Annotated in this window: 15 protein-coding genes; 8 read left to right on the top strand and 7 right to left on the bottom strand. The window is 70.6% G+C overall.

Translation table 11 applies throughout. The features are described from left to right. Window positions 1-6: 6 nt before the first annotated feature. From BLS99_RS12070 to BLS99_RS12040, 6 genes are all read left to right on the top strand, one after another. A complete protein-coding gene (locus tag BLS99_RS12070) occupies window positions 7-4,434 on the top strand; it encodes a HAMP domain-containing protein (protein ID WP_091049326.1) in 4,428 nt (1,475 codons plus the stop codon). Continuing rightward, window positions 4,431-4,985, top strand: a complete 555-nt coding sequence (locus BLS99_RS12065) for a response regulator (RefSeq protein WP_091049321.1) — start codon at window positions 4,431-4,433, stop codon at window positions 4,983-4,985. The genes BLS99_RS12070 and BLS99_RS12065 overlap by 4 nt, the downstream gene beginning before the upstream one ends. Window positions 4,986-5,407: 422 nt before the next feature. Beyond that, window positions 5,408-5,779 (top strand): STAS domain-containing protein, encoded by a 372-nt coding sequence (locus tag BLS99_RS12060; RefSeq protein WP_091049318.1) that lies wholly within the window; start codon window positions 5,408-5,410, stop codon window positions 5,777-5,779. Then, on the top strand, window positions 5,776-7,149 hold the full coding sequence (locus BLS99_RS12055) for a PrsW family intramembrane metalloprotease (RefSeq protein WP_091049315.1): 1,374 nt from the start codon (window positions 5,776-5,778) through the stop codon (window positions 7,147-7,149). The genes BLS99_RS12060 and BLS99_RS12055 overlap by 4 nt, the downstream gene beginning before the upstream one ends. 468 nt (window positions 7,150-7,617) lie before the next feature. Beyond that, window positions 7,618-8,124, top strand: a complete 507-nt coding sequence (locus BLS99_RS12045; protein ID WP_091049306.1) for a tRNA adenosine deaminase-associated protein — start codon at window positions 7,618-7,620, stop codon at window positions 8,122-8,124. 5 nt (window positions 8,125-8,129) lie between these two features. Beyond that, complete coding sequence (locus BLS99_RS12040) at window positions 8,130-8,675, top strand: nucleoside deaminase (protein WP_091049302.1); 546 nt, start codon at window positions 8,130-8,132, stop codon at window positions 8,673-8,675. 320 nt (window positions 8,676-8,995) lie between these two features. Here BLS99_RS12040 and BLS99_RS12035 read toward each other — a convergent pair whose 3' ends face one another. Beyond that, complete coding sequence (locus BLS99_RS12035; protein ID WP_091049299.1) at window positions 8,996-11,167, bottom strand: (Fe-S)-binding protein; 2,172 nt, start codon at window positions 11,165-11,167, stop codon at window positions 8,996-8,998. 318 nt (window positions 11,168-11,485) lie between these two features. On the opposite strand from BLS99_RS12035, the gene BLS99_RS12030 reads away from it, so the two are divergent. Next, a complete protein-coding gene (locus BLS99_RS12030) occupies window positions 11,486-15,097 on the top strand; it encodes an FG-GAP repeat domain-containing protein (protein ID WP_091049295.1) in 3,612 nt (1,203 codons plus the stop codon). 52 nt (window positions 15,098-15,149) lie between these two features. Here the strand turns inward: BLS99_RS12030 and BLS99_RS12025 are convergent, their stop codons facing one another. From BLS99_RS12025 to BLS99_RS12005, 5 genes are all read right to left on the bottom strand, one after another. Then, on the bottom strand, window positions 15,150-16,223 hold the full coding sequence (locus tag BLS99_RS12025) for a LacI family DNA-binding transcriptional regulator (protein ID WP_091049292.1): 1,074 nt from the start codon (window positions 16,221-16,223) through the stop codon (window positions 15,150-15,152). A 31-nt stretch (window positions 16,224-16,254) separates the two neighbouring features. Then, complete coding sequence (locus tag BLS99_RS12020; protein WP_091049290.1) at window positions 16,255-17,679, bottom strand: GH1 family beta-glucosidase; 1,425 nt, start codon at window positions 17,677-17,679, stop codon at window positions 16,255-16,257. Then, window positions 17,679-18,611: a carbohydrate ABC transporter permease gene (locus BLS99_RS12015; protein ID WP_091049288.1), complete on the bottom strand. Its 933-nt coding sequence runs from the start codon at window positions 18,609-18,611 to the stop codon at window positions 17,679-17,681. The genes BLS99_RS12020 and BLS99_RS12015 overlap by 1 nt, the downstream gene beginning before the upstream one ends. Next, entirely contained in the window at window positions 18,608-19,543 is a 936-nt protein-coding gene (locus BLS99_RS12010) for a carbohydrate ABC transporter permease (protein ID WP_091049286.1), read from the bottom strand. The genes BLS99_RS12015 and BLS99_RS12010 overlap by 4 nt, the downstream gene beginning before the upstream one ends. A 337-nt stretch (window positions 19,544-19,880) precedes the next feature. Further along, window positions 19,881-21,227 (bottom strand): ABC transporter substrate-binding protein, encoded by a 1,347-nt coding sequence (locus BLS99_RS12005; RefSeq protein WP_091049282.1) that lies wholly within the window; start codon window positions 21,225-21,227, stop codon window positions 19,881-19,883. Window positions 21,228-21,750: 523 nt separating this feature from the next. On the opposite strand from BLS99_RS12005, the gene BLS99_RS12000 reads away from it, so the two are divergent. After that, window positions 21,751-24,366, top strand: a complete 2,616-nt coding sequence (locus tag BLS99_RS12000) for a glycoside hydrolase family 48 protein (protein WP_091049280.1) — start codon at window positions 21,751-21,753, stop codon at window positions 24,364-24,366. 276 nt (window positions 24,367-24,642) lie between these two features. Here the strand turns inward: BLS99_RS12000 and BLS99_RS11995 are convergent, their stop codons facing one another. After that, on the bottom strand, window positions 24,643-25,179 hold the full coding sequence (locus tag BLS99_RS11995; RefSeq protein ID WP_091049278.1) for a DUF1349 domain-containing protein: 537 nt from the start codon (window positions 25,177-25,179) through the stop codon (window positions 24,643-24,645). Window positions 25,180-25,447 lie beyond the last annotated feature (268 nt).

Below are 25,447 nucleotides of genomic sequence, written 5' to 3'. Positions count from 1 at the left end.
CACGCCATGACGGACACCGTTTCCCGTACAGCGAACCCGACCGATGAGTCCGACCTGCTCAGAAGCCTGGCCGACGCGCTGGGCGCCGTCGAGCGTGGCGACTTCTCGGTGCGGCTGCCCCGCGGGGAGGGCCTGGCCGGCGAGGTCGTCGACCGGTTCAACGCCGTCGTCGAGCAGGCCGACCGCCAGACCCGCGACCTTGCGCTCATCGCCCGCGCGGTGGGCCAGGAGGGGTCCTGGAACCACCGGCTCGTCATCGAGCACCTGGACGGTGGCTGGTCCGAGGGCGCCGCGAGCGTCAACCGCCTGGTCGAGGACCTGGTCCGGCCCACCACGGAACTGGGGCGGGTGCTGGAGGCGGTCGCCGCGGGCGACCTCTCGCAGGAGGCGGCCCTGGAGATCGACGGCACGCAGCTGCGCGGCGAGTTCCGCCGCCTCGGCGAGACCGTCAACCGCATGGTCGGGCTGCTGCGCTCCTTCGCGGGCGAGGTCACGCGTGTGGCGCGCGAGGTCGGCACCGAGGGCGCGCTGGGCGGGCAGGCCGACGTCCAGGGCGTGTCGGGGACCTGGCGCTCGCTCACCGACGCCGTGAACACCATGGCCTCGAACCTGACCGAGCAGGTCCGCTCGATCTCGACGGTGACGCAGGCCATCGCCTCGGGCGACCTGAACCAGAAGATCACCGTCAAGGCGTCCGGCGAGGTCGCCGAGCTCGCCGACACCATCAACTCCCTCACCGAGACCCTCCAGGTCTTCGCGGGCGAGGTCACGCGTGTCGCCCGCGAGGTCGGCACCGAGGGGCGCCTGGGCGGCCAGGCCGACGTGCCGGGCGTCTCCGGCACCTGGAAGGACCTCACCGAGTCGGTGAACGACATGGCCTCCAGCCTCACCGACCAGGTCCGCGACATCGCCAAGGTCACCGGCGCGGTGGCCCGCGGCGACCTGAACCAGAAGATCGCCGTGCCCGCGCAGGGCGAGATCCTCGAACTCAAGACCACCGTCAACACGATGGTCGACCAGCTCTCCAACTTCGCCGACGAGGTCACCCGCGTGGCGCGTGAGGTCGGCACCGAGGGGCGCCTGGGCGGCCAGGCCCAGGTGTTCGGGGTCTCCGGCACCTGGCGCGACCTGACGCAGAACGTGAACCAGCTCGCCGCGAACCTCACCGAGCAGGTCCGCAACATCGCGAAGGTCACCACCGCCGTCGCCAAGGGCGACCTGAACCAGAAGATCACCGTCGACGCCCAGGGCGAGGTCGCGGAGGTCAAGAGCACCGTCAACACCATGGTCGACCAGCTCTCGCGCTTCGCCGACGAGGTCACCCGCGTGGCCCGCGAAGTGGGCTCGCAGGGGCGCCTGGGCGGCCAGGCCGACGTGCCCGGCGTCTCCGGCACCTGGAAGGACCTCACCGAGAACGTCAACCTCATGGCCGCGAACCTCACCGCGCAGGTGCGGAACATCTCCTCGGTGGCGAGCGCGGTCGCCAACGGCGACCTCAACCGCCAGATCACCGTCGACGCCCAGGGCGAGATGCTGGAGCTGAAGTCGACCCTGAACTCGATGGTCGCGCAGCTCTCCCAGTTCGCCGACGAGGTCACGCGCGTGGCCCGCGAGGTCGGCACCGACGGCAAGCTCGGCGGGCAGGCGAACGTCCAGGGCGTCTCCGGCATCTGGGAGGCGCTCACCGACAACGTGAACTCCATGGCCTCCAACCTCACCAGCCAGGTGCGGAACATCTCCTCCGTCGCAAGCGCGGTCGCCGCCGGCGACCTCAACCGGCAGATCACCGTGGATGCGCAAGGGGAGATGCTCGAACTCAAGTCCACGATGAACGCCATGGTCGACCGGCTCTCGTCCTTCGCCGACGAGGTCACCCGCGTCGCCCGCGAGGTCGGCACCGAGGGGCAGCTCGGCGGGCAGGCGAACGTGCCGGGCGTCTCGGGCACCTGGAAGGACCTCACCGACAACGTCAACTCGATGGCCTCCAACCTCACCAGCCAGGTCCGCGACATCGCGAAGGTCACCACCGCCGTCGCCAAGGGCGACCTGAACCAGAAGATCACCGTCGACGCCCAAGGCGAGATCCTGGAGCTGAAGACCACCGTCAACACCATGGTCGACCAGCTCTCCAGCTTCGCCACCGAGGTCACCCGCGTCGCCCGCGAGGTCGGCGTCGAGGGCAACCTCGGCGGCCAGGCCGAGGTCGCCGGGGTCTCCGGGACCTGGCTCGCCCTCACCCGCAACGTGAACTCGCTCGCCGCGACCCTCACCCTCCAGCTCCGCGCCATCGCGAACGTCGCCCACGCCGTGGCCCGCGGCGACCTCACCCAGTCCGTCGACTTCGAGGCCGCCGGCGAGATCGCCGACCTCACCGAGTCCATCAACCAGATGATCACCGCGCTCAGGGACAAGACCCGCCAGAACACCGACGCGGACTGGCTCAACTCGAACCTCGCCCGCATCTCCTCGCTCCTCCAGGGCCGCCGGGGCGTCGAGGAGGTCACCCGCATGGTCCTCGACGAGGTCACGCCGCTCATCGACGCGCAGACCTCCACGTTCTACGTCCGCCACGAGGACGTCGCCGGGCACGTCACCTACCGCCTCAACGCCGTCTACGGCCACCCCAACCCCGGCGAGAAGAAGCTCATCGAGGACAACGAGGGCATGGTCGGCCAGGCCGCCGCCTCGAAGCGGACCATCCACCTGCACGACATCCCCGAGGGCTACCTGGAGATCTCCTCCGGGCTTGGCCAGGCCACGCCGACCGACCTCATCATCCTGCCGGTCCAGTTCGGCGACAAGGTCCGCGGCGTCATCGAGTTCGCCTCGTTCAACACCTACTCCGGGCTGCACAAGCGGTTCCTGGACGCGCTGGCGCCGAACGTCGGGGTCACGCTCGCCACGATCGAGGGCAACGCCCGCACCGAGGTGCTGCTGCGCGAGTCCCAGCGGATGGCGCAGGAGCTGCGGGCCCAGTCGAACCGGCTCCAGGAGACCAACGTCGAGCTGGAGGAGAAGGCGCAGCTGCTGTCGGCGCAGAACAAGGCCATCGAGCTGAAGAACGAAGAGGTCGAGACCGCCCGCAAGGACATCGAGGAGAAGGCCGACCAGCTCGCGCAGGCGTCGAAGTACAAGTCGGAGTTCCTCGCGAACGTCTCGCACGAGCTGCGCACGCCCCTGAACTCGCTGCTGCTGCTCGCGCGGCTCCTGTCGGAGAACACCGACGGGAACCTCTCCGAGCGCCAGGTCGAGTTCGCGCGCACGATCTACAACGCCGGCACCGACCTGCTCACGCTCATCGACGACATCCTCGACCTGTCGAAGATCGAGGCCGGGCGGATGGTCGTGTCGGTGCACCCGGTGGACCTCGCGGAGGTCCTGGGCGACATCGAGGCCGCGTTCCGGCCCCAGGCCGAGGACAAGGGCCTGGAGTTCAACGTGGACGTCGGCACCGGGGTGCCGCAGCTCATGCAGACCGACGGGCAGAAGTTTCAGCAGGTCCTGCGGAACCTCCTGTCGAACGCGGTGAAGTTCACGCGGGTCGGCTCGGTCACCCTCGCGGTGCGCCGCGTCCCCGCGGACCTGCGCTTCGACGCCCCGCACCTGAACGCGGCGGCCGAGCGGATCGCCTTGAGCGTCATCGACACCGGCATCGGGGTCGCCGAGGCCAAGAAGTCGATCATCTTCGAGCCGTTCCAGCAGGCCGACGGCACGACCCGCCGCAACTTCGGCGGCACCGGGCTGGGCCTGTCGATCTCGAAGTCGCTGTCGAACGCGCTCGGCGGCGACGTGTTCATCGAGCACACCGGCGACCACGGCTCCAAGTTCACGTTCGTGGTGCCCGTGGAGATCGACGCCGACGGCGACCTGCCGCTCATCCCTGCCGAGCTGCCGATCCCGATCGAGGAGCCCGGGATCCTCACCGGCGCCCCGGAGACGCCGTCCTCGTCGGCGGCCGCGCAGCACCTGGAGGGGATGACGGTCCTCATCGTCGACGACGACATCCGCAACGTCTTCGCGCTCACCGCGGCCCTGGAGCTGCACGGCATCGACGTGCACTACGCCGAGAACGGCGCGGACGGCATCGACGCGCTCCAGCGCCACCCCGGGATCGACATCGTCCTCATGGACTCGATGATGCCGGGCATGGACGGGAACGAGACGACGCGCGTCATCCGGCGGATGCCGCAGTTCGCGGACCTGCCGATCGTGTTCCTCACCGCGCAGGCGCTCGCCGAGCAGCGGGAGCAGTCGGTGGAGGCGGGCGCGAGCGCGTACCTGACGAAACCGGTCGACCTCGACCTGCTGCTGGACACGATGTCGCACTGGATCGGCGCGAACGGGAGCGGCGGCGCACACGGCGCGGCACCCTCCGGCCGCCGCGCCGGGTCCGGGCGGGACAATGGCGAACCGACCTCTGGAGGCACCGCATGAGCACCGCCCGCGTCCTGCTCGTGGACGACCGATCCGAGAACCTCCTCGCCCTCGAGGCGATCCTCCAAGGGCTGCCGGTGAACACCATCGCGGTGACCTCGGGGGAGGAGGCGCTCAAGCGGCTGCTCTCGGAGGACTACGCGGCGATCCTGCTCGACGCGCAGATGCCCGGCATGGACGGGTTCGAGACCGCGCGGCACATCAAGCAGCGCGAGAAGACCCGCCACACGCCGATCATCTTCCTGACCGCCGCAGACCGCGACGCGCACCTGGCGATGCGCGGCTACTCGGTGGGCGCCGTGGACTACATCACGAAGCCGTTCGACCCGTGGATGCTCCGCACCAAGGTCAAGGTCTTCATCGACCTGTGGGCGCAGGGCCAGGCCCTCCGCCAGACCTCCGAGCGCACCAAGGACCTCCGCGAACGCGAAGGACTCCTCACCAAGCGCCTCGACCAGGCCCGCGACGCCCTCGCCGCCTGGCACGAGGGCCGCGACGACGACCCGGAGATCCAGAGGATCCTCGCGCTCTTGGAGGCGGGCGCCGTCTAGCGACGGACCGGGCGCTCGCCATCAGGTTTTCAGCGGATCCCGGCACGCTTCGAGGCCGGGGCCATCCAAGGCGGGAGTCCGGATGCCGGACGGCACCCCTCCCGCGAAAGCGGGCACCCCAGCTGGAGGGGGACGCGAGTCCCCCCGATACTCAATCCTCCCTCTCGGGACCGACATCCCCAGGTCGCGCCTGGTGTTCGAACCGTTGGGCCGGAGCCGAATCGCGCGCACCCCAGTTGGTGGGGGTGCGAGTTCCCCCGCCGACGGCGACGCTTGCGAGCCGTCCATGGGCGCAGTCAATCCTCCGTCGCGGGTCCGACAACCGCTGACCGTCCGTGTTCGAATCGCAACCGCGACAACGATTCGTGTTCGTGATGCGGCCGGGTCTCCTGTCGCGGCGGAAAACCGGCTAGGGTTGTGCCGTGGTGCACCAGAAGCTCGACATCTCGGTATACCGCGAGTCGAACGAGACGATCGTGGCGCTGACCGGCGAAATCGACCTGCACACCGCCCCGCGTCTCACCGGCGCCGTCGACGCCGCGCTCGCGGAGGACCCCGTCCGGGTCGTCCTCGACATGCGCGGCGTGACCTTCTGCGACTCGCGCGGCCTGGGCACCCTCGTCATCCTCGCCCGCGCCGCCGCTCGCTCGCGCGCCGTCCTCGTCCTCGCGAACCTCGGCGACTTCCTCAAACGGCTCCTCGCCGTCTCCGGGATCGGCGACCACTTCGTCATCCGCGAAGACCCCGAGGAACCCGGACCGGACGCCGCCCCCGACCAGGAGCCCGCCCGATGACCTCCGCCCTCTCCGAAGCGGCAGTGACACTCCTGACCGTCCTCGCCGTCGCCGGCGGCCTCGCGATCGTCGGCATCGCCCTCGGCTGGGCCGGCGTCGCGGGCAAGAACCGGGCCCTCACCGTCACCGGCGCCGTCGCGCTCTTCGCGGGCGGCCTCCTCGTCCTCGGCTGGGCCATCGTCGACGGCACCGGCGTCCGCGCCGCCACCGTCGGCCTCATCGCCGCGCTCCTGCCCGCCCCGATCCTCGTCGGCACGTTCCTGTGGCTCGGCCGCTACCGCCGCCGCCCCTGGCTCGTCCTCGCGTTCTGCTTCGGCTGGGGCGCCTGCGTCGCCACCGCGATCGCCCTCGGCGTCAACACCGGCATCGCCGTCCTCCTCGACCGCAACGGCTTCGACCAGGGCCTCGCCGCCGTCGTCTCCGCGCCCGTCATCGAGGAGATCGCCAAGCTCCTCGGCCCCCTCCTGGTCTACTGGACGGCCCGCCGCCACCTCACCGGCACCCTCGACGCCATCGTCTACTGCGGACTCGCCGGGGCCGGCTTCGCCGTCTCCGAGAACGTCCTCTACGCCTCGGGCACCTACGTCCTCGGCGCCTCCCTCGACGACGCCGCCGGCATCGCCCAGGTCACCATCCTCGTCGTCGTCCGCGGCCTCGCCACCATGTTCGCCCACCCGCTCATGACCGGACTCTCCGCGATCGGCCTCGGCCGCGCCGCCCGCCTCCCCGGACGCAAGGGCCGCCAGGCGGTCTGGATCATCGGCATGCTCCTGTGCGGCATGGGACTCCACGCCCTCTGGAACGGCTCGAGCCTCCTCGGCGTCGCCCTCGACATGCCCGCGCTCTGGTTCGCCCTCTACCCGGCGTTCCTGGCGCCCCTGTTCTTCACCATGGTCGGCGCCGCCCTGTGGCTGCGCGCCGCCGACGCCCGCCGCACCCAGACCGCCCTCGCCCCGCTCGTGGCGGCCGCCCAGATCTCCCCGCCCGAGCTCGCGTCCCTCGCCACGTTCTCCCGCCGCTCCGCCGCCCGCGACTGGGCCCTCCGCTGGGCCGGGAAGCCCGGCGAGGCCGCCATGAAGGACTTTCAAAGGGCCGCCTCCGACGTCGCCGAGCAGTACGACCTCGCGAGCATCGGCGCGCCATGGAGCGAACGCGAGGTCCACGAAGGCGTGCAGCGCATGAACACCGCCCGCACCGGCTACGTCGGCCGCGACCCGCGCACCCCGCCCGCGCTGTGGGACGGGCACCGCTACCACGTCGCCTTCCCCGACGGCCAGATGCGCGCGATCGAGCCCCCCGCGCAGCCGGTCATGCCGCTGCCGCTCGCCCCGCCGCCGCCTCCACCTGCGTACCCTGTCACGTATGCATGAGGGACCCATAGGGCCCACCTCCTGGACCGGGCCCGAAGCGCCCCCGCCGCGCACCGGGCGCCCCCGCTGGAGGGAGCCCCACCCCGTCCGGGTCGGCCCGGTGGCCGCCGGCGCCGCCCTGTCCGGCCTGTGGGTGCTGTTGTGGCTCTTGGCCTATGCCAAGGGCGCGGACGGCGGCGCCCTGACGGGGGCGGGCTTCGCCTGGGTGACTTTGGCCGCGAGTACGATCGGGGCTGTCGCCGCAGCTTCGCTGGCGCGCTACGGTGACCGCGGGGCGGCGGTCGGCGTTGCCGCAGTCGCAGGGACGGCCGCTGGGGTCACCGGCCTCTCGTGCGAGCTGTATCTTTTGCTGACCGGCGATTGGATCCTGTGGTTACATCGACCGCGGGCCGCCACATCCTTCAGTAGGTCGTTCGGACAGCTGCCGCAGGCCGCTGGTTCCATTGAGTGAGAAGACGGGGACGGATCGTGTCGTATTTCGCTGTGGCTGTGGGCCGCGAGGGAGACGATTGGGAGGCCGCTGAGGTCGACCTCGACGCTGTTGCCGACGTCGAGGACGCGGCCGAGGCCATGCGTGAGGCTTTCCCTGACGCCGACCTGACGCTGCTCTTCGTCGACGCCGACGACGAGTACCTGACGGTGATGCGCCTCGACAACGGCGACGACCTGCGCACCTTCGGCTCCGACGCCGAATACGCGTCGCAGTCGCGCCTGGGCGAGGCCCTGCTGGGCGACCTCGAACCCGAGGACACCGAGGAGATCGACTCCGAGGACGAGGAGTCCATCGCGGCCCGCCCGACCGAGCTCGACGCCGAGCCCGTCGGCGAGGCGGACCTCCTGGGCGACCTGGGCGTGCCCGGCTCGACCCTGCTGGCCCTGTGCGCCAAGGAGGGCATGATGCCCTCCGACGTCGTCTCCGAGGTCGCCAAGTCGATCGGCTTCGCCGAGGCCCTGGAAGACGCCACCGGCGCCTAGCCCCCATGCAGTCCCGCCGCGAGGTCCACGAGCACTGGATGCGGCGCGCCCTCGACGCGGCGCGCGGCACCGGCCTCTCGGCGGGCCGGGAGGATCGAGGACGGCCAGGCAGCCCGGCACGCCAGGCCGATCCCGACCCGGTCCCCCCGCGGCCCGACCTCCCTGTGGGCGCCGTCGTCGTCGGACCCGACGGGCGCGAACTCGCCGTCGCCGCCAACGCCCGCGAGGCGCTGGGCGATCCGACCGCGCACGCCGAGATCCTCGCCCTGCGCGCCGCCGCCGCCGTCCACGGCGACGGCTGGCGGCTGGAGGGCTGCACGCTCGTGGTGACCCTGGAGCCGTGCACGATGTGCGCCGGCGCTGCGGTGCTCGCCCGGGTGGGTGAAATCGTCTTCGGCGCTTGGGAACCGAAGACCGGCGCGGTGGGGTCCCTGTGGGACGTCGTCCGCGACCCCCGCCTCAACCACAACCCCGACGTCTACGCCGGCATCCTCGAAGCCGAGTCCGCGGCCCTGCTGCGGGAGCACTTCGGCAGGGCGCCACGCGCGTAGGCGGGGTGGGCGACCCGGACGGCCTCGTCCTTGGCCTGCTGCCAGGGCGCCACGCGCGTCGGCGGGGTGGGCTGGGCCGGAGCGGCGGTCCAGTGGACCACCGCGGTGCCTCGACGGCGTTTCCAGGCGTCAGCCTTCAAAACGGACAGACGAAGGACCCCCGATGCCAAGGGTGGCACGGGGGTCCGACATGCTTCGGTGCTTCTGTTCGATTCGCCTGGTCATCCGCCGGGCGGGCCCGCTGTCCCGGCCAGCCCGGACCGCCTGCTCGAACCGCCCGTCCGAACGGTCCGCCCGGACAGCTCGCCCGAACCGCCCGGCTACTCGGTGGCGGCGGTGCCCGCCTTCTCGGCCTTCACCTCGCGGCTCCTGGCGAGGAGCTGGGCGATGTCGATGACCTCGACGTCCTCGCGGCCCGCGTCGGCGACGCCGTCGCGGAGCATCGTGGAGCAGAACGGGCAGCCCACGGCCACCGTGTTCGCGCCCGTCGCCACCGCCTCGTCGGCCCGCTCGCGGTTGACGCGCTTTCCGATCGGCTCCTCCAGCCACATGCGGGCGCCGCCCGCGCCGCAGCAGAACGACTTCTCGGCGTTGCGCGGCATCTCCGTGACCTCCGAGAACGAGCCCAGCAGCTCGCGCGGCGGCGTGAAGATCCGGTTGTGGCGGCCCAAGTAGCACGGGTCGTGGTAGGTCAGCGTGCCCTCGTGCTGCTCGACCGGCGTGATCTTCCCGGCCTGCACCAGGTCGCCCAGCAGCTCGGTGTGGTGCACGACCTCGTAGTTGCCGCCGAGGTCCTCGTACTCGTTCCCGATGGTGTTCAGGCAGTGCGGGCAGGTCGCGACGATCTTCACCGCGCCGACCCCGTTCAGCGTCTCCACGTTCTGCTCGGCGAGCATCTGGTACATGAACTCGTGCCCGATGCGCCGCGCCGAGTCGCCCGTGCAGGTCTCGGCCTCGCCGAGCACCGCGAACTTGACGCCCGCGTCGTGCAGCAGCGTCGCCACCGCGCGGGAGGTCTTCTGCGCCTTGGGGTCGTACGCGCCGGCGCACCCGACCCAGTACAGGTACTCCCAATCGCCGCCCGCCTCGGCGATCGGCACCTCGAAGTCGAGCGGCTCGGCCCACTTGAGGCGCTGCGAGGGGTTCTCGCCCCACGGGTTGCCCTTGTTCTCGAGGTTCCGCAGCATCGTCTGGGCCTCGGCCGGGAAGTCCGACTCCATCATGACCATGTTCCGGCGCAGGTCCAGGATGTGGTCGACGTGCTCGATGTCGACCGGGCACTGCTCGACGCACGCGCCGCAGGTCGTGCACGACCACAGCACGTCCGGGTCGATGACCGACCCGATGATCGAGATCGGCTCGATCTCCATGCCGTCCTTCGCGAGCGCCGTGCCGCCGCGCTCCTTCGCGATCGCCGCGGCCTTGAGGTACGGCGCCTGCTCGTACAGGTGGTCGCGCAGGTCCGTGATGAGCTTCTTCGGCGACAGCGGCTTCCCGGTGTTCCATGCGGGGCACTGCGACTGGCAGCGGCCGCACTCGGTGCACGTGGAGAAGTCCAGCAGGCCCTTCCACGAGAAGTCGGTGATCACGCTGACGCCGAACGGGTCCGTCTCCGGGTCGGCCGTCTCGAAATCGGCCGGCTCGCCCTTGACGAGCATCGGCTTCGCGGCGCCCAGCGAGACCGCGCCGTCGGCGTTCCGCTTGAAGTAGATGTTGAAGAACGCGGTCACCCGGTGCCAGCCGATGCCCATCGACGGGTGCAGAGCCAGCATGAGGAAGAACGTCCACGAGACGAGGATGTCGAGCAGCGCAACCAGCGTGATCGCCGTCAGCAGCGAGTCCTCGGAGGCGCCGTCCCAGATCCCCGCGACGAGCGAGGACACCGGCGAGGTCCACTCGTGCTCGATGTCCCCCAGGGCGACCTTGAACGTGCGGATCGTCATGTGCGACAGGACGATCGTGAAGATCGTGGCCTCGATGTAGAAGGCCATCCACTGCCGGGAGCCCTCGAACCGGGACGACGAGCGCCGCTGCCCGGCGTCCGAGGCGGTGCCCTGCGGGGGCACCTTGTTCGCGCGCGGCAGCCGGAAGATCCGGACCAGGAACAGGCCGAGGATCGCCACGCCGGTGAGCACCGTCAGGATCTCCGAGCCCAGGAGCCACAGGCTCCAGTGCCCGACGACCGGCAGCGCCCAGTGCGGGTTGAGGACCTCGAAGTACGACTGGAGGAGGGCCGGGAACAGCAGGAAGAACCCGAAGAACACGGCCCAGTGCGCCAGGCCGACCCAGTGCCACTGGAGCATCCTGGTGTGGCCCAGGGACTCGCGCAGCATCGTCTTCACCCGCGTGCCGCGGTCGCCCTTCCGGGTCAGGTCGGGCGCGCCGAGCCTGACGAGCGCGAGCATCCCCAGCCCGGCGCGGACGAACAGCCAGATGGCGAGCGCGGTGTACGCGAACGCGATCACGGCCGTGACGATCTGGACGACTCCCATGGCGACCTCTCGACGGTGCTGTCACACGTGTTGTCAGACGACAGTGGTGCTGCCGATCACGATACATGTTACTGGTCGGTAGCCACCATGTCGAACGCGACTGCACCCGGCCCGACCGCACCGCGCGGGGCACTGCCGAGCCCGCACGCCGCGCCGAAAGCGCCGACGGCCGGTCCGCCGGACCGCATCGCCGAGCACACTCCCCGAACCGCCCCGCGAACAGGCGACCCCTTCGCGTGCAACCGGTTCCAACCGCACCGCGTGTAAAGGAAGCCGCACCCCGGCCCGCGACCCCCGACAACCCCATAGGACATCTGAATGAGCGAAACCCCTCCCCTGAAGCGCAGGCGCGGCCTCGGCAGAGCCGCCGCGGCGACCGCCACGGCAGTGGCCGCCGCGGCCCTCCTCGCCGCTCCCGGCACCGCCTCGGCGCAGGACGCCGTCGACTGCTCGGCCCTGGGCAGTCTCCCCTCCGCCGACGGCCTCGCCGCCGCGCTCCGCATCGCGACCGCCTGCGACGTCGAAGTGCGCCTCGAAGCGGAGTCCTCGCCGTACGCGACCACGTACGTCACCCCGCAGTGGCAGCTCCGCTACGTCGGCACCGCCGGCCCGGTGCAGGGCGACAGCGCCGGAGAGACGGCGGACCCCGTGCTCGTGGAGTCGGGGGATGCACTGGTCGTGGACGGCACTCCGTGGCCCGTCGGCTTGAGCCGCACCGACACCGACGGTCCACTGCTCACCGACGGGGCGGCCGCGCTGGACTGGGTCGGCGAGCAGCCCGTGCCCGAGTACTCCGGCACCACCGCGACCTACGGCGAACTCACTCCGGGCCTGGACCTCACCGTGGAGGCCGGGGTCTCCACCACCCAGCTCCGCTTCACCGTCGACGGCCCCGAAGCATGGGACGCGCTCGCGTCGGGGCTGACGGTCAGCAGCGACATCGGCACCTTCAGCCGCTTCCCCGGGCTCTTCTCGGTCCTCACATACGGCGACTTCGGAACCCATCCCCACATCGGCGCTCTCACTCCGTTCAAGATCCGGGATGCCGATGGCACCGGCCTCACGGTTCGGGTCCACCAGACTTCCAACGGTTCCGAGACCGTCGTCCTGTGGCCCCCGACGCAGCCGATCGCGGACCTCGCGTTCCCGCTGGCGGTGACCACCGAATGGATCTCGGTCAACCGGCAGGTCAACGAGTGGGGCGCCGTCACCTCCGCCGCGCAGACGCTCCCGATCTACCGGGGCGGGGCCGGTCTCGACGAACCGTACTTCACCGCGGCGGGCGAGGCCGGCGACCTGGTGGTCGGCCCGTACTGCGACCTGCTCGCCGACCCCGAATGCACCGAGGTGCACGAGGCCGCCGGCTACTGGGACTTCGAGGTGCCGGGCAGGACCACGCTGAACCCTGCCGGCGCCGCGTGGCTCAACTATCCGCTGGTGTCGGCGACCTTCAGCATCGACGCCGCAGCGGGCGCCGAATGCGTCGCACCGGACCTGTCCGCGACGTCGGTCGACGGCTACCACGCCGGCCACGTCTGGAAGTACCGCGACACCGAGGGTAGTCCCGCCGCCAGCGGCGAGTGCATCGACGGCACCGCCGTCTACGACATCACCGGTCCGATCCCCGACCCCTCCTCGTTCAACCTGGCGATGCTCGGCAGCGAGGAGACCGCGCGCTTCGACGGCGGTTCGGCCCGCCTCGAGGTCGTCCGCGACATCCGCGGCCTCGACTTCAAGGGGGCGGCCCAGCGGGTCTGCAGCACCGGCACCGCCTTGACCGCGTACTCGAACGATGCGACACCCCAGTACGGCGGGTTCAAGGTCGACGACTGGGACGGTCTGACGGCGGCGCTCGACCTCTCCTGGACCGCGACGTTCCGCGACGACACGGGTGCCACCGCGCTCGCCACGGCCCCGCGCGACCTGGTGCTCGGCACGACCACCCCGTTCTACAGCCCCGAGGCGCCGCTGCCCGACGGCCGCTACGAGGTGACCTACACCTTCACCTCCGCCGACGGCGCCTTCACCCACACGCCGATGCCGTGCAGCATCGCCGTCGACACGGCCGCTCCCGAGGTGGTCGTGCTCGACGTCGACGATCGGCAGCGATACGTGGGCGAGGAGTTCGAGGTGACCGTCGAGGTCGCCGACGACGGCTTCCCGGCCGACTGGCGGTACCTGACCCTCCACTGCCTCTACTCCGGCTGCGAGATCGAAGGCAGCTCCGAGACCCTCACCGTGCGGTTCACCGACGAGTCCACCGCGACGTTCCCGGTCACCCTGGAGTCGACGGGCCTCGAGCTGCCGGTCTCGCTGTACGACAAGGCGAACAACCAGGACCTCGCCTCGGTCTCCGTTCCGGCGACGTACTCGCGCAACGACTTCGACGGCGACGGACACCAGGACCTCATGGCCGTCCGCGAGGCCGACGGGCACATGCTGTTCCACGCCGGGAACGGCGACGGGACCTTCGACGCCGGTGTCTCCAAGGGCGCGGGCTGGGGCGGCGTCGACGCCGCGATGGCGGGCGACCTGAACGGCGACGGCAGGGCCGACCTCCTCGGCAGGGACACTCGCACCGGGAGCCTCTACCTGTACCCGGGGAACGGTGCGGGCGGCTGGAGCACCCGCGTGCTGATCAGCGCTGGCTGGAACACCACGGGCGCCTTCACCTCCGGTGCCGACGTGAACCGGGACGGCAGGGCCGACCTGCTCGCCGTCAAGCAGTCCGACGGCAGGCTCTACTCCTACCCGGGCAAGGGCGACGGCACCTTCGGGACCGGCACCGCCATCGCCAGCGGCTGGGGCGGCTTCGACGCGGTCACCGCCGCGGGCGACCTCGACGAGGACGGCTACGACGACCTCCTCGCCCGCGACGCCCGGACCGGCGGCCACTACCTGTACTTCGGGAACGGCAGCGGATTCGGCGACCGGGTCGCCGTCCCGGCGGGCCTCGACGGCACCGGGACCGACCGCTACCGCCAGGTGACCCCCGTCGGCGACGTCGACGGCGACAACGCCGAGGACCTGGTCGCGATCGACTCCCGCACCGGGGAGCTGGAACTGCACTCGCTCCGCGGCGACGGGACCGCGCTCCACGAGGGCGAGACCGTCGCGACCGGGTGGGGCGGCAGCCGCCTCGCGTCCGCCGCGGACGACCGCACCTACGACTACACCGGCGACGGGAACTCCGACGTGCTGGCGCGGCGGGGCTCGGACGGGAAGTTGTACGTGTACAACGGGAACGGGTCGACCGGGTTCGGTCCGATCGGGACCTGGGGCATCGATCTCAAGGGCCTGACGCTGCTGGAGACCGCCGGGGACTTCGACGGCGACGGGTTCGCGGACCTGCTCGGCCGCGACTCCGGCGGGATCCTGTACCTGTACCGCGGGGACGGGACCGGCGGGTACGACCCCGCGCGGCGCCTGCGGATCGGGTCCGGGTGGAACGGGATGAGCGCCGTCGTGTCCGGTCAGGACTTCGACAGCGACGGCTTCGCGGACATCGTCGGGCGCGACCAGGCCACCGGCTACCTCTGGCTCTACCCGGGCCGGGGCGACGGCACGATCGGCGCGAAGGTGCAGTTCAGCACCGGATGGAACGGCATGCGGGAGATCACCTCGCCCGGCGACCTCGACCACGACGGCCACGCCGACGTGATCGGGATCCGCTCGTCGAACGACTGCATGTACTTCTACGGCGGCAAGGGCGACGGCACGCTCAAGGCCGGCGTGCAGGTCAGCTGCAACTGGACCGGGTACGACCAGGTCGCCGCCGTCGGGGACTTCGACGGCGACGGGCACGGCGACTGGATCGCCCGCCGCGTGGCCGACGGGCGCGTCTACCTGTACCAGGGCACCGGGACCGGCGGCTTCACCACCCGGATCACCCTCGTGACCGGCTGGACCTGGGCGAACGCCATCGCCTAAGGCATGAGGATAGGGCCCGGCTCCGAATGGAGCCGGGCCCTTTCCTTGTGCGCTAAGCGGATTCGCGGATGACGATCCGGGTGCCGAGGATGGTGACGAGGGGGCCGGCCTCCTCGCCGCGGATGCGGCCGCACAGGAGGCGGGCCATCTCGCGGCCCATGGTCTCGGTCGGCTGGTGGACGGTGGTGAGGGGCGGGTCGGCGACCTCGGCGAGGGGGGAGTCGTCGAAGCCGACCAGGGCCAGGTCCTCGGGGACGCGGATGCCGCGCTCGCGGGCGACCCGGAGGGTCGCGATGGCGAGGGGGTCGGAGTTGGCGAAGACCGCGTCGAGGTGCCCGGCGGTGTCGAAGAGGTGCCGGGCCGCCTTGATGCCGCTGGCCTCGTCGAAGCCCTCGGCGACCGACACGAGCCCCTCCTCGACGGGGAGGCGGTGGCCGCGCAGGCCGTCGCGGTAGCCGTTGAGGCGGTCGACGCCGACGGCCATGTCCTGGGGGCCGGCGATGATGCCGATGCGCTGGTGGCCGCGTTCGGCGAGGAACTCGACCGCCTGGCGGGCGCCGGAGCGGTTGTCGCAGTCGACGTACGCGACGGGCCGGAAGCCCACCGGGGTGCCGCAGAGGACGATCGGGATGCCCGCGTCCTCCAGGCGCTCCGGCAGCGGGTCGCCGGAGTGGCTGGAGACCATCATGACGCCGTCGACGTGCTGGCCCATGAGGTAGGACTCGAGGTCGGTGCGGTTGCCGTCGCGCGGCGCGAAGGTGAGCATGAGCCGCATGTTCTCCTCGGCGAGCTGCTCGGTGATCCCGCGCAGCACCCCCGCGAAGAACGGCTCGGACCACAGCCACTCCTGGGACTCGGTGACCACGAGCGCGACGGTGTCCGTCCGCTGGGTCACGAGGGTCCTGGCCGCCTGGTTGGGGACGTACCCCAGCTCCTTGATCGCGGCCAGGACCGCCGCGCGCGTGTCCTCGGCGACCTTCGGGGAGCCGTTGATGACGCGGGAGACCGTGCCCCGGCCGACGCCGGCATGGCGCGCGACCGTGTCGAGCGTGGGCCGGCCGCCGCTGCGCCTGCGGCCGGTGCGCTCGGCGGGCGGTTCACCCGGAGCTAGTCGGGTCTCGGTCATCGTGCATCACCTCGGGCTCTGTCGCGTGGAACTATTCTGCCTCACGATTCGAACGCGCGCGTCGCACCAGGTCGCCGTACCAGCGTCCGGAGTCCTTCACGGTGCGCTCGCCGGTCTCGAAGTCGACGTACACGAGGCCGAACCGCTTGGTGTAGCCCCACGCCCACTCGAAGTTGTCGGCGAGCGACCAGGCGAAATACCCCACGAGCGGGACGCCGGCGTCGATCGCGTCGGCGCAGGCGCCCAGGTGCTGCTGGACGTAGTCGAGGCGCTCGGGGTCGCGCACGCGGCCCTCGTCGAGCTTGTCGGGAAACGCGGCGCCGTTCTCGGTCACCGCGAGCCCGACCTCGGGGTACGTGCGGTGGAGGCGGGTGAGGACCTCCGTGAGCCCCGCGGGCTCGATCTCCCAGCCCATGTCGGTGACGGGGAGCCCGGCCGGGACGAAGCCGATGTGCTCGTTCGCCGGCCACGCGGAGCCGGCGCCGGTGGGGGCCGCGGAGGCCGAGGTGGAGCCCCCGTTACCGGTCACCGTGAAGCGGCTGTAGTAGTTCACCGACAGGACGTCGACGGGCGCGTGGATGGTCTCCAGGTCGCCGTCGCGGATGAAGTCGAAGTCGGTGATGGCCTTGAAGTCCTCGACGACGTCCTCGGGGTAGGCCCCGCGCAGGGCGGCGTCGGTGAACCAGCGGTTCTGGACCCCGTCGACGCGGCGGGCCGCGTCGAGGTCGCCGGGGGCGTCGCTGGCGGCGTGGATCGGGTAGAAGTTGATGCCGATGCTGACGGTCGCCTCGGGGTCGGCGGCCTTGATCGCGCGCGCGGCGAGGCCGTGGGCGAGCATGAGGTGGTGGGCCGCGGCGATGGACTCCGAGGGCTCGCGCCGCCCGGGGGCGTGCTCGCCGGAGGCGTAGCCCAGGAACGCCGCGCACCACGGCTCGTTCACCGTGATCCAGTGCTTGACGCGGTCGCCGAGGGCGGTGTGCGCGATGAGGGCGAAGTCGGCGAAGCGCAGCGCGGTCTCGCGCACGGGCCAGCCGCCCTGGTCCTCCAGGGCCTGGGGGAGGTCCCAGTGGTAGAGGGTGATCCAGGGGGTGATGCCCTCGGCGAGCAGGGCGTCGACGAGGTCGGAGTAGTAGCGCAGGCCGGCCGGGTTGACCCGCCCGTCCCCGTCGGGGCAGATCCGGGGCCACGACAGGGAGAACCGGTAGCTGTTGAGGCCGAGGGACTTGATGGTGGCGACGTCGCCCGCGATGTTGCGGTAGGAGTCGATCGCGGTGTCGCCGTTGGAGCCGTCGACCACCCGGCCCGGCTCGTTCACGAACGAGTCCCAGATGGACCTCCCGCGCCCGTCGGCGCCGGTGGCGCCCTCCACCTGGTAGGAGGAGGTCGCCGCACCCCAGGTGAACCCGGTTGGGAACCGGGCGGCCAGTGCGGCCGCCCCTTCGATTTCGTTGATCATCACTTGCCAGAACCTTCCATGATGCCGTGGACGATCTGCCGCCCGAAGACGACGAACAGGATCGCGATGGGAATGATCGAGATCAAGGTGCCCGTGAAGATCATCGAGAGGTCCGCCGCCCAGGTGGCGGTGGAGATCTGACGGATCGCGAGCTGGATCGTGGGGTTCTGCTCGCTGAGGACCATGAACGGCCACAGGAACTCGTTCCAGTTGAGCATGAACGTGAGCAGGCCGAGGACGACCATGGCCGGGCGCAGGGCCGGGAGCACGATCCGCCACCAGATGCCGAACGTGGTCGCGCCGTCGATGCGGGCGGCCTCGATGATCTCGTCGGGGATCGACTGCTCGACGTACTGGCGCATCATGAAGATCCCGAAGCCGTTGATGAGGAACGGCAGGATCACGGCCTGGAGGGTGTCGAGCCACTGGAGTTCGACCATGACCATGTACAGCGGCACGACGCCGAGCTGCTGGAGCGGGACCATCATGGAGAACAGGACCGTGCCCATGAGGAACTTCGAGCCGCGGAACCGCAGCTTGGCGAACGCGAAGCCGCCGAGGGTCGACAGCAGCACCACCGAGAACGTGACCGTGCCGGTGATGATGAGGGAGTTGCGCAGGCCCAGCAGCAGGTTGGCCTCGTCGCTGGCGAGCGCGGTCTGGATGTGCTCGCCGAGGTTGCCGCCGGGCAGGAGCGCGGGCGGGAAGCCGGAGGCGTCGGAGCTGACGCGCGAGGCGATGACGACCATCCAGTACAGCGGGAAGATCGACAGGAGCGCCACGAACGCGAGGCCGACGCGGGTCATGACCGTGGGGGCGAACACCCCGTCGGACTCGACCGGGGCCTTGGCCTTCCTGCGGCGCGGCGGCTTCGGCGGCCGGGGGTCCTCGGCGACCGGTGCGGTGGGGCGCGGGGCGGTGGCGGTGCTCATTTGTTCCCCTGGATGCGGTTGACGACGAGGAAGTTGAGGGCGGCGACGATCCCGATCACGGCGAACAGGAGCCATCCGGCGGCGGCGGAGATGCCGTAGTTGCCGTGGGTGCGGAGGATGTCGACCAGGACCATCGCGGTGGTCTGGAACTGGCCGTCGGCGCCGCCGGTGAGCCGTCCGGAGCCGAACATCATGGGCTCGACGAACAGGGTCATGCCGCCGACGGAGGAGACGAAGACGGTGAAGATGAGGACCGGCTTGAGCTGGGGGATCGTGATCTGCCAGAACTGCTGGCGGGGCGAGGCGCCGTCGACCGTGGCGGCCTCGTAGAGGTTCTTGGGGATGGTCTGCATGGCGGCCAGGAAGATGAGCGAGTTGTAGCCCATCCAGCGCCAGTCGATCATCGAGGAGATCGCGAACCAGGAGGAGATCCGGCCGGTCTGCCAGTCGACGCCTTCGAGGCCGATGAGCTCCAGGAAGCCGTTGACCATGCCGTACTCGGCGCCCCAGATGCGGGCGAAGATGACGCCGACGGCGACGACGGAGGTGACGATGGGCGCGAGGATGAGCATGCGCCAGAGCATCGGGCGCTTGAGCCGCTTGTTCAGGGCGTTGGCGACCATGAGGGCCACGACGAGCTGGGGGACGGTGGCCATGATGAACATGCCGAGCGTGTTGACCACGGACCAGTTGAAGCGGTCGTACGTGGTGAGCAGGAACTCGTAGTTGTCGAGCCCCACGAACTCGCGGGTGGGGCTGCCGAGCTTCCAGGCGTGGAGCGAGGCGTAGAGCGTGTACGCCATCGGGAAGATGCCGAAGACGGCGAAGAGGATGAAGTACGGCGACACCAGCGCGTACGGCGTGAACTTCACGTCCGCGCGGTTGAGCCGCTCGCGCAGGGTCAGGCGCGGTGCGGCGTTGCGGGTGGTCATGAGGGCCTTCCTTGGGACGGTCGCGGTGACGCCTGCCGCGCCGCCCGCCTGCGGTTCTCCGTGCGGACCGCCGTCGGCGGGTCCGCGGCTGCCGTACCGCGGTGCCGGTCCGGGTGCGGTCCGGGTGGGAGCCGGCCCGCCGCGGGTTGGGGCGCGGCGGGCCGACACGGTGCCGCCCGGGGGTGCGGGCCGGTCCTGGGGGTCGCGGCGAGCGGATGCCGGGAACCGCTCGCCGCCGGCCCGTGCGGCGGCACGTGGCCCGGGGCGCCGGAGCGCCGCCGGGCCCGGGGTCCGGCCCGGAGGAGGCAGGGTTCCTCCGGGCCGGACCCGCCGGGGGCTACAGGCCCGAGCCGGCCAGTTCGACCGCTTCCTCAGCGGCCTTCTGGATCTCCTCGGCGGCCTGGTCCGCGGTGAAGGTGCCGTCGGCGACGCCGTTCAGGACGCCTTCGACCGCGCCCTTGACCGGCGGGTGGTAGTACGAGTACTCGAGCGGCTCGAACGACTGGATCGAGGCGCCGATGATCTCGCCGATGGGGGCGCCGGAGAAGTAGTCGCTGGTGTAGCCGGCGACCTTCGGGTCGGCCTGCGCGGTGGGCGAGGACGGGAAGTTGCCGACGGCCTCGAACACCTTGACCTGCTGCTCGGGGGCGGTCAGCCACGCGGCCAGCGCGGCGGCCTCCTCCGGGTGCGCGGACTGCGCGGGCACGGCGAGGAAGGAGCCGCCCCAGTTGCCGGCGACGCCGGGCGCGGGGGCCATGTCCCACTTGCCGGCGTTCTCCTCGCCGGAGGTCGGCTGGATCACGCCGCCGGCCATCCACGCGGGGCAGGGCATGACGGCGTAGCCGCCCTCGACCATGCCGGCGTTCCACTCCTCGCTCCACGAGGCGAAGTTGCCGATCGCGCCGATCTCCTGGAGCTCCAGGACGGTGGCGACGGACTCGGTCGCGGCGGCGGAGTCGAGCGTGAGCCCGCCTTCGTCGTCGACGTACATCTGGCCGTCGCCCTGGCCGGCGAGCTGGCTCAGCAGCATGTTCTGCAGCTGGGTCGGCCCGTCGAGGAAGGCGGCGTCCACACCGGAGTCGACGAAGGTCTGCGCGACGGTCTTGAACCCGTCCCAGGTCGCCCACTGGGCGGCGAGCTCGTTGCGGTCGGTCGGCAGGCCGGCCTCGGCGAACAGGTCGGAGCGGTAGCACATGGCCATGCCGCCGATGTCGGTGCCGAAGCCGACGAGCTTGTCGTCGGGGGTGTGGCCGAGGCCCCAGGTGTTGGCGGTGTAGTCGGCCTCGCGGTCGCTGTAGTCGGCGGTGAGGTCGTACCAGTGCTCGGAGTTGTTGAACAGCTGGGGCGACGCCTGCTCGTCGATGCCGATCACGTCGCCGGCGCCGGAGCCGGTCTCGAGGGCGGTCTCCAGGTTGGGGCGGTACTCGGTGTCGAAGTTGACGCCGTCGCCTTCGATGACCACGTCGATGTCGGGGTTGGCGGCCTCGTACTCGGCCTCGAGGCCGGCCTGGGTGTACCCGAAGTTGCCGAAGATCGAGACGGTGAGGACGATCTGGCCGTCGGCGTTGGTCCCCGCCTCTTCGGGGTCGCCGTCGCCGCCGCACGCGGCGGTCGAGAGGGCGAGCGCGCCGGCGGCCGCGGCGGCGAGCGCCACCTTGCCGTGCCTGGCTTTGAGGATCTGCATCTTTGCTGGTTCCTTCCGTGCGCCTCGGCGGCGCCGTGTGTTCTGAGAGGGGTTTCGAGGGACTTGTTCGCTTGGCGCACTGGGCGGTGATGGTGCGGGCCGCCATGAGTGCGCGGCGGCCCGCGGACTGAAACCGCCGAGGCGATCGCCCTTGGGAGCGATACCAGGATCGTACGGGAGCGTGTTCCACGACGCAAGCCCGGATGTGAGGGTCGTTACGACTTCGTTGCGCTCGTGATCGCGAGCTGGGGATCGAAGGTCGCGAATCCATAACTGTGAAACCGGAATACCGACGCAATCAGCAGGGAAAACACCTGGCAAACGGCAACGGTTTGCCTCGTTTGAAGAGAAATTTAGAGATGTCAATGTATTGACATCGGGGGTGCCTGCTTGGGAGCATGGCCTGGGAGCGCTTCCGCATTTCGGTCCGATTCGTTCCACTCATGCGATTCACCGACCGCGAACCCGGCATGAGCGCTCCCATGAAAACGGACATACCCACCCACGTTCAGGAGTAGCCATAATGGAAACCGACAACCTGGCTCCGCCGCGCCGGCGGGGCCGTCGATGGCGCCGGACGGCCGCGGTCACGCTGCCCCTCGCGCTCGTCGGCACGTTCGCAGCGGTGGCCGCGCCGTCGGCCTTCGCCGCCCAGTACTGCGGCGGCGTCCAGTACAACGTCGTCTCCTCGTGGGGCTCGGGCTTCCAGGCCAACGTCGTCCTCACCGCGGGGACCGCCGGGCTCAACGGCTGGGACATCGAATGGGACTTCCCGGCCGGCACCACCGTCTCCAGCGCGTGGAACGTGGGCTGGAGCCAGAGCGGGCGCACCTTCACCGGCTCCGACGTGGGCTGGAACGGGAACATCGCGGCCAACCAGAGCCGCGAGGTCTTCGGCTTCATCGGCGCCGGCCCCTCCACCGCGCCCACCGGCATCACCGTCAACGGCGAGTCCTGCGACGGCGCCGAGGAGCCGGTCGAGCCCGAGCTCGAGGTCGACCGCGCCAACGTGGTCGTCGACGCCGGGTCCACCTCGGCGATCGAGGTCGGCTTCTCGGCTGCGACCACGGCCGCCCACACGGTGACCACCACCCGCACCTCCGGCTCGACCGACCTCACGGTGTCCTCGGGCGCCTCGCTGTCGTTCGCGGCCGGCGACACCAACCCCAAGCCGGTCACGTTCGCGGCCGCCGCGGGCGCCGAGCCCGGCGAGTCGGCCGTCTTCACCGTCGCGTCCTCGGGCTACTCGCCCGTGCAGGTGACGGTCACCGTCGCCGACCTGGGCGAGGTCACGCAGAACGAGGAGCGCTTCCTCGCGATGTACGACCAGCTCACCGGGGCCGACTCCCCGTACCTGCACGAGACGGGCGTCCCCTACCACTCGGTGGAGGAGCTCATCGTGGAGGCGCCGGACTACGGTCACGAGACGACCTCCGAGGCGCTGAGCTACCTCCAGTGGCTGGAGGCCGCCTACGGGCAGGTCACCGGCGACTGGTCGGGCTACAACGAGTCGTGGGACATCACCGAGGAGTACGCGATCCCGGGCCTGAACCCGACCTCGTACAACCCCGCCTCGCCGGCCTCGTACGCGCCCGAGTCGGGCGACATCACCGACTACCCGACCCAGCTCGACTTCAACGCCTCGGTCGGCGCCGACCCGCTGGGCCAGGAGCTGCGCAGCACGTACGGCAACAACCAGATCTACGGCATGCACTGGATCCTGGACGTGGACAACGCCTACGGCTTCGGCGAGTGCGGCGACGGGACCACCGAGCCCGCGTACATGAACACGTTCCAGCGCGGCTCCTCGGAGTCGACGTGGGAGACCGTCGCGCACCCGTCGTGCGAGACGTTCGACTTCGGCGGCGACAACGGCTTCCTGGACCTGTTCGTGGGCGACTCGCAGTACTCCCAGCAGGAGCGCTACACCGCCGCCCCCGACGCCGACGCGCGCGCCGTGCAGGTCGCGTGGATGGCCCAGCAGTGGGCGCAGGAGCAGGGGCAGAGCTCGACGATCTCCGGGTCGCTCGACAACGCCTCGAAGATGGGCGACTTCCTGCGGTACTCGTTCGCGGACAAGTACTTCAAGCAGATCGCCGGCGACTGCATCGGGATCAACAACTGCCCCGACGGCAGCGGCAAGAACTCGTTCCACTACCTGCTCTCCTGGTACTACTCCTGGGGCGCGGGCATGAACGGCGACTGGTCGTTCCGCATCGGCGGCTCCGGTGTCCACCAGGGCTACCAGAACGTCATGGCCGCGTACGCCCTCTCCGAGGGCGGCCTGGAGCCGAACTCGCCCACCGCGGCGAGCGACTGGGCGGCCAGCCTGGACCAGCAGCTCGAGTTCCTCGAGTGGCTGCAGGTCCCGCAGGGCTCGCCGGGCGCCGGCGCCATCGCGGGCGGCGCGACCAACAACTGGGGCGGCAACTACGGCAACCCGACCACGAACGCCGAGTTCGAGGGCCTGTACTACGACGAGCAGCCCGTGTGGCACGACCCGCCGTCGAACCGCTGGTTCGGCTTCCAGGTCTGGGGCATGGACCGCATCGCGCAGTACTGCATGGAGACCGACGACCCCCGCGCCTGCAACCTGCTCGACGAGTGGGTCGCCTGGGCGCTCTCGGAGTCGGACATCACCGCCGCGGACTACAGCCTGCCGGGCGACCTGGAGTGGAACGGCGAGCCGGGGGCGGGCCTGTCCGCCTCGGTGATCAACATGTCGAAGGACCCGGGTGTGGCCGGGGCGTTCGCGAAGATCCTCTCCTACCACGCCGCGGCCACCGGCGACACCGCGTCGCAGACGGCCGCCGCCAACCTCCTGGACGCGCTCTGGGAGGCCAACGACGGCGTCGGCGTCACGCAGACCGAGGGCCGGGCGGACTACTGCCGCTTCGGCGACGAGGTCTACATCCCCGAGGGCTGGACCGGCACCATGCCGAACGGCGACGTGCTCGAGAACGGCGTCACCTTCATCGAGACCCGGTCGTTCATGACCGAGTTCGAGGGCTGGGACCAGGTCCAGGCGTACATCGACGGCGGCTGCACCGGCCCCGCGCCGGAGTTCAACTACCACCGCTACTGGCACCAGGTCGAGGTCGCGACGGCCTTCCAGACCTACGCCGCACTGTTCGAGTAAGGAGCACCGCATGAGCGCGGCCGGTCGCGATGCGACCGGCCGCGCTTCGCTCATGTCGCACTGCTCGGAGTCCCGCGTGAGCACGGTCTCGCCTGAGCACGGTCTCGCCTGAGCGCAGCCCCGCGTGAGCACCGTCAGGCGTGAGCACTGTCCCGCGCGAGGACTGTCCCGCGTGAGCACACAGGTCGGGTCCGCCCGTGAATCCGCGGCCCACCGGGCCCGGCCTCTATGCTCAGCGGCGCCGCACTGCGCCGTGGGGGGTGTTCGGTCGGTGGTTCAGTCGAGGTCGATGTCGAGGTCCAGCCCCGCGTCCCAGAAGGTCTCGGCGACCGGGCGGGTGCTGGCGATCCCGGCCATGGCGGGGACGCCGCCGGGGAGGTACGTGGACGCGATGGTGGTGTAGTCGACGCCGTCGTCGGCGTGGGCGACGGTGATGGTGTCGCCGGACCGGATGAGCCGCAGCCAGATCTCGTCGGACTCGGTGTCCACCGGGAACAGGGACCAGTCGGTGCGCCCGCGGGTGGCGACGGTGCTGATGAGGTGCTGCCCGCCGAGGTACTCCGCGCCGGTGCGGACCCAGTTGGACTCGTCGACGCGGATGGCCAGGGAGGCTTCGGCGTGCTGGTGGCGGTGCTCGGGGCGCAGGCGCAGGGCGATCTCCCCGTCGCCCTTGAGTTCGAGTCCGTAGATGTAGACGTGGTCGCGCTGGGGCTCGTCCCCGGCGCTGCGGACGAGGGTGGTCTGGCTCTCGAAGTAGGGAGTGATCAATCCACCGTCAACCGTCCATTGTACTTCTTCTGAAGGAGACTGCATCAGTCAATGATGCCACACGCGAAAGGGTCGTTTTACGACAAAACGGACATGGTAACCCAAAGTTAATCCGCCGTTAGGCTCGGTAACCGGGCCGAAATACCAGCTCAACCTCGGTATGCGAGCAATAAAAGCGGTTTGCGTTACGCTCCTTGGAGAACGCTGGCACAACCACTGGAGTGGATTTCCGAACCCCTTGCCCCGCAACTCTACTCATCGCACTGGAATGGCGCGGCGCCCCATCCGCGGCGGGGTTTCGATCCGACCGGTC

The organism is Glycomyces sambucus (assembly GCF_900102815.1).
GTDB classification, from domain to species: domain Bacteria; phylum Actinomycetota; class Actinomycetes; order Mycobacteriales; family Micromonosporaceae; genus Glycomyces; species Glycomyces sambucus.
The sequence above is the reverse complement of the archived record's forward strand: the minus strand, read 5'-3'. Positions and strand labels throughout refer to the sequence as shown.